We start from the raw sequence: 3,494 nt of genomic DNA on the forward strand, positions 1-3,494 counted from the left end.
TCTCGTGACGGAAGGTCATGCAGATCCTCTCGGAAGTCCCGGGGCGGACAGCTCGGAGCGGGCCCTGAACAGTGGGCTGGCTTCGGGGTGTCGCATGCGGTGGGCGGCTTTCCACACGTGGGGTGTAGTGGGCCGCCCCGGTCACCTTTCGCCGCGAGTGCCCGGCCGCCCCAAGGGGCGGGGGCCGCGGGCGGTGAACCCGGGAAGTGCGCTGTGCACTGGTTACGAAGCTACGAGCCCCCACCGACCCCCGGCAAGCATTTCAGCGAAAAGCCAGCTCAGAGCAGCGTTACCGAAGGTACGGCCGAGCCCGGACCCCCGATTCCAAGGGCCCGGCGAGTCCGCCGGAAGATCACTCAGTGTCCCGATGTGCCCGCGGTCACCCGTTCAGAGGGGTGACGGCGGGCATATCGTCGACCCAGTGCCAGGACACGGGCACGGACGGTTGGATTCGGCACCACCCGCAGGTGGCCGCCGTCACAACCGCCTTCCCAAGGTCTTGTCGCCTCTTGGCGAGCCCGGTAACAAGGCATCGACACCACACCTCCGGGAACTGCCCACCAAGCCCGTCGGCCCGACCCCGCCGGAGCGGCTCGGTCGCTCGGCCGGGTGTTGCGGATCGCGGTTGGGCTGCTTGTCCTGCGGCCCGGTCAGGGGGTGTCCTGTTGGGCGGTCGGCAGGCTGAGGGTGGCGCGGAAGCGCAGGCCGGTCGGGGTGTATTCGCTCAATTTGCTGATTTCGGTGGGGAGTTGGATGGAGTCGGCCAGTACGACCCGGTCGGCCTGTTGGGCGTGGGCTTCCAGCTCTGCTTTGAGGCCTGGCAGTTCCCGTTGTGGTCCCTCGCTCCAGTGGGTGGCGTCGAGCTGGGCTGATTCGGCTCTGAGGGCTTTGGCCAGGCTGGCCGCGAACCGGCGGTATTCGTCCGGTGCTTGGGACGGTTCTTGAATGGGCCACTCGGCATGTGCCCGGGCGGCGGTGCGATCGGCCGTCAGGTAGGCGGACTGCTCGGGTTGGTACTCGGAGCTGTCCTTGGCGAGTGAGCCCTGCCGGGGCCGCGGGTGGGCGAAGTGGCAGACCACCGTGCGGTCGCCTTGGCGCCACGTGTCGTGGCTCGGCAGCAGCATGCCGGTCCTGGTCGCACGCGGGATCGTCATCCAGTCGAGCACGTACGCGGACTGGGCGCGGCGGCAGAGCATCGTGGCCATGGCGAACAGCGCCTCCTTCCCCGGGTACTCCCGGTCGTCCATCGCGAAGGACGAGAACACCTCCATCCGGTGCGGCTCGGTGCACGGCACCTGCTCGGACCGCTCCAATCCGTCCCCGTCACCCCGGAAGCACTCGCCCGGCTCGAACGGCCTCTCCGCGGCCCGGGCCCGCTCACCGGCCTCGCGGAGCACTGCCGGGCCCTTGACCACGGCCACCACCGCGGTGACGGCCACCAGGCCGCCCGCGACGATCAGGGCGGCCCAGGCCGCGGGGCCGAATTGCCGCCGTGGCCGCCGTGGCTGCCGTGATGGGTGGGACGGTGCGGCGAATGGAACCGGGCCCTGAGGTGCGGTGAAGGATTCGCGCTCCTGCGCGGTACGGCCCTGCGGGCTGCCCGGCTGATCAGGTGCTGGCGTGTCCACTGGTGGTTCCCCCTTGCTGGTGCGCTGCCACTGCTTGTGCAGCTGTGCGAGCGTGTGATGGGCTCCCGGCCGCAGGTGTTGGGTCCGTACCACCCGCGCGCCTCGCACCGGCAGCGGCGGGGCGGTCACCGCCCGGCCGAGGCCGGGCCCGGAACCTCGGGGCGGTCGGCCGGAGACCGGCCGGACCCCTCTGGGCCGGGAGCTGTTCAGCCGTCATCGCGTCCTTTCCGGCGCGGCTGCTGATGTCGGCGGGCGTGGTGACGGTCGTCAGGCGGCGAGGCCGAGGCCGAGGGTGACCGCGGCGGGGGCCAGGTACAGGATCGGGAACACCACGGTCTTGTAGGAGCGCGCCCTGAGGTTGGTGATGACGGCGCCGAGGAAGTAGAGGACCAGTCCCACGGCGGCCGCGATCCCGAGGGCGGGCACGGCCAGGCCCACCAGCAGACCGGCCGCGCCGGCGAGCTTGGCGAGCGCCAGCGGAGTCCACCAGGAACGGGGGACGCCGTACTCCACCAGCGGCTGGGTCACGAACTCCGCCCGGCGCGCCAGGGACACACCGGAGAACCCGATCCACAGGGCGGTGACGACGGAGAGGACGACGTGGGCGACGGACATGGCGTGGCTCCAAGGTTGGTCGGGCGGGAGCGGGAGGGCGAGGTCGTCCTCCCTGCTCGGACATCTCACCGACACGCCCCAGCCGGGGAATGTGACAGGTGGCGAGGAAATTTCTTCTCCGCAGCAGCCGGTGAGTGGCACCGCGGCGCGGTTGGTGCTGATGACGGCGGTCGGGTTCCTGCCCCGGTGAGCGGAGTGCGCCGCCGCGACTTGCGGGCCTGCTGAGGTCTCCCCGGCCGATCGGCCGCGCAGGTCGGGAGAGGGTGCGGTTGAGCTCAGTCCTGTTCGCGGCTGGCGAGCCATGCGGCTGCCCAGCCTGCCGTGACCAGGGGGAAGGTGTAGAGGATCAGGCCGGCCAGCGCGAGTGACCAGAGCCAGGGCGCTCCCCAGGACTGCCCGCCGACCGCGGCGCCGGTCAGGGGGAGTACGGCGGTCCCCGCTGCGGCCGCCACCACCAGGGCGGTCACCGCTCGGGCCCGTCCGAGGAACATCCCCAGGGGGACAGCCGGGATCGAGCCGAGGACGATCATCCCCACCAGCAGCCCGACGAACGGGCCCACGGCGGCCAGCGCCGTCCACCCGATGACCGACGCCCACGCGAACGCCATCCGTCCCCCACCGCTGCCCGTGGCCGAGCTCCTCACTGACGCCCCCTCATCCCATCGGCTTGGAGACGGCATCATGCCACATCGTTGAACGTGTTCAAAAGGGCGTGGTCCCGCTTGCCCGGCCCTGCATGAGGCCCATTGCCCACCTCGGCAACCGGACGGTGTTCGCACCCTGCCGGGCTGCCGGGGTCCGCTCTCCCCTTCTCAGCCCGCCGTGGCTTCGCCCAGCCCGGGCGGGGTCGGGTGACCGGAAGGATTTCCGGAAGCGGCCTGTAACGTTCCGCCGCTCCCGGGGTTCTGAGAGGTGGAGACCGTTCGAGGGGGAGATGAGAGATGGCCGGCAACCGCGCGCCCGCCGAGGCCGGGGACGCCGGGTTCCTGGAGCTGACGGCCGGTCGGGCAGTGCAGCTGTACCGCACGGCGTGCCTGCTGACCGGTGGCGACTCCCACCTGGCCGAGGACCTGGTGCAGGAGACGCTGGCGCGGATGTACACGATCTGGCGTCGGCAGAACTCCTGGCTGTCCGGCCGCTCGCGGATCGAGGACCCGGTCTCCCGGCTGCGCAAGGCCAAGGGCGAGACGCTGACGCTGGACTGGTCCGCCGTCAGCGGCTTCTCGCTGGCCGAGGAGGGCCAGGGCGCGG

At 71.4% G+C, this 3,494-nt stretch carries 3 protein-coding genes and 1 pseudogene; 1 reads left to right on the forward strand and 3 read right to left on the reverse strand.

Features of this window, described 5'->3' with window-relative positions:
- Positions 1-650: 650 nt before the first annotated feature.
- The 3 genes from ACWEPF_RS39620 to ACWEPF_RS39630 form a co-directional block, all read right to left on the reverse strand.
- Positions 651-1,439 (reverse strand): septum formation family protein, encoded by a 789-nt coding sequence (locus tag ACWEPF_RS39620; RefSeq protein ID WP_452176488.1) that lies wholly within the window; start codon positions 1,437-1,439, stop codon positions 651-653.
- 456 nt (positions 1,440-1,895) lie between these two features.
- A complete protein-coding gene (locus ACWEPF_RS39625; RefSeq protein ID WP_452176489.1) occupies positions 1,896-2,243 on the reverse strand; it encodes a DoxX family protein in 348 nt (115 codons plus the stop codon).
- 275 nt (positions 2,244-2,518) lie between these two features.
- On the reverse strand, positions 2,519-2,851 hold the full coding sequence (locus ACWEPF_RS39630; RefSeq protein WP_452176490.1) for a hypothetical protein: 333 nt from the start codon (positions 2,849-2,851) through the stop codon (positions 2,519-2,521).
- A 333-nt stretch (positions 2,852-3,184) separates the two neighbouring features.
- Here ACWEPF_RS39630 and ACWEPF_RS39635 point away from each other — a divergent pair.
- A pseudogene (locus ACWEPF_RS39635) lies at positions 3,185-3,494 on the forward strand (hypothetical protein); the annotation flags it as partial.

It is taken from the genome of Kitasatospora sp. NPDC004289, assembly GCF_053602875.1.

Coding starts and splice junctions, on each gene's coding strand:
- ACWEPF_RS39625 (WP_452176489.1), bottom strand. CDS start 2,243: ATGTCCGTCGCCCACGTCGTCCTCTCCGTCGTCACCGCCCTGTGGATC.
- ACWEPF_RS39630 (WP_452176490.1), bottom strand. CDS start 2,851: ATGGCGTTCGCGTGGGCGTCGGTCATCGGGTGGACGGCGCTGGCCGCC.